Here is a 1,023-nt window from a genome sequence, read left to right as displayed (position 1 = left end):
TGTGTGATTCATGGACATCATTTCAATATATTATGACTCTATGAACAAAGAAATTAAACAGCGTTTAAAGTGGATTGAGCTATACGAAGAGACCAATAATGCGGGCCTAGTTTGTCGTCGGTGTGGAATATCTAGGCCTACTCTCCGAAAATGGTATAAGCGATATAAGGAGAAAGGTCTAGACGGTCTACAGGAAGTTTCTAGACGCCCACACAACTCTCCAAACACTAAAATTGATAATCGGATTGAAGAGTGGATCCTTAGCCTGAGAAAAGATAGAAAGCTTGGTGCCAGAAGAATTCAAAACGAGCTTCTTCGCGAGCATAACTTTAATTTATCACTTGCTTCAATTCATAAAGTGCTGACCAAACATGAAGTAAAGCCAGTAGTTTTTCAGCGGAAGAAAAAAGACTTCATTCGTTACCAAAGACCTATTCCAGGTGACCGGGTTCAGATGGATACATGTAAAATCGCACCAGGAATTTATCAATATACTTCTGTTGATGATTGCTCTAGATATCGCGTTTTGGACGTCTTTAAGCGTAGAACAGCAGCCAATACTCTTGCCTTCATTGATAAGGTAATAGAAGAAATGCCATTTCCAATACAGCGAGTCCAAACTGATCGTGGCACGGAGTTTTTTGCTGAAAAAGTACAGCTAAAATTGATGGAGCATGGCATTAAGTTTCGCCCCAATAAGCCAGGCTCACCTCATTTAAATGGCAAAGTTGAAAGGTCACAAAGAACTGACAAAGAAGAGTTTTATTCAACCGTTAATTTGGATTTGGAAGAACTCAAAAATAAAACGTTGCCTGAGTGGCAGCATTACTACAATTGGCAACGCGCGCACGGCTCATTTAAAGGTAAAACACCAATGGATATTGTGTGTGAACGCCTTGAACAAACACCGCTTTGGGAAGACGTTCACGCTAACTACGAAACTGAAAAAGAACGCATTCAGCTATCGAATTATCAGCGTGATCTTCAACTCCGAAAAATGAAATGATGTCTATGAATCACACA

At 39.9% G+C, this 1,023-nt stretch carries 1 protein-coding gene; it reads left to right on the top strand.

Translation table 11 applies throughout. From position 1 onward, the window contains the following. Positions 1–40 precede the first annotated feature (40 nt). Positions 41–1,006, top strand: coding sequence for an IS481 family transposase (locus FLAVO9R_RS20395; RefSeq protein ID WP_159534512.1), 966 nt, complete (start codon positions 41–43; stop codon positions 1,004–1,006). The last annotated feature ends 17 nt before the right edge of the window (positions 1,007–1,023 follow it).

Origin of the sequence: Alteromonas sp. 38 (assembly GCF_902506055.1) — a bacterium.
Classification (GTDB): Bacteria; Pseudomonadota; Gammaproteobacteria; order Enterobacterales; family Alteromonadaceae; genus Alteromonas; species Alteromonas lipotrueae.
The sequence above is the reverse complement of the archived record's forward strand: the minus strand, read 5'-3'. Positions and strand labels throughout refer to the sequence as shown.